The organism is Mitsuaria sp. WAJ17, assembly GCF_014174515.1.
Taxonomy (GTDB): Bacteria; Pseudomonadota; Gammaproteobacteria; order Burkholderiales; family Burkholderiaceae_C; genus Roseateles_B.
Genome location: NZ_JACJUG010000098.1, coordinates 1 through 693, shown reverse-complemented (window position 1 = coordinate 693; position 693 = coordinate 1). Strand labels below are relative to the sequence as shown.

Here is a 693-nt window from a genome sequence, read left to right as displayed (position 1 = left end):
GCAGCTGCGCCGGTACCGCATGGGCCCCGCCCTGGAGCTGCTGGTGCCGCACGCGCCCGGCGCCACTCAGGGCTGGGCCACGCCAGGGCAAGACCCGACCCTGCTGCGCGAGGCCCTGGGACCCGGCCCCGAGGGCGGCACGCTGACCTGGCTGATGCGCTGGCCCCTGGCCTGGCGCCCGCACCGCTGGGCCCTGCCTGGCGAGGCCCTGGTGTTTCAGCCGGATGCCCAGGCCCTGCCGGAAGGGCGCCCCGGGCAGCCCCTGCAAGCGGCGCTGCTGCTGTGCGAGGCCCCGCGGCAGGCGCTGCGCTGGTCCGCAGGCCCCGCGCCGGTGCTGCACCTGCCCCTGGAGCTGCCGGCCTGCGCCCTGCGTCCGCCGCATGCCGCCAGCTACGAGGCCCGCGAGGTGCGCGAGCTGCTGGGGTCGGAGCCGGGCCCCCGCCTGCTGCTGATCGCCCGGGCCGGGCAGGCCCTGGACCGGCACTGGCTCGCGACCCTCTCCCGCCTGCGCCCCGACTGGCGATTCCTGGTCCTGGGCGACCTGGGGACGGCCGACGAGCCCTGGCCCGACAGCTGCCGGGGCCTGGGCACGCTGGCGCCCGAGCTGCTGCCCGCGCTGCTGCAGGCTTGCGATGCGGGCCTGGTGCTGGCGCCGGCTGGCGCGGCCACGGAGCACCTGTGGCCCGAGCTGCC

General features: G+C 78.6%; 1 protein-coding gene. It reads left to right on the top strand.

Annotated features, from left to right (window positions below):
• Nucleotides 1–693: hypothetical protein (locus tag H5407_RS23535; RefSeq protein WP_220800767.1), on the top strand; the 693-nt coding region annotated here is incomplete at both ends.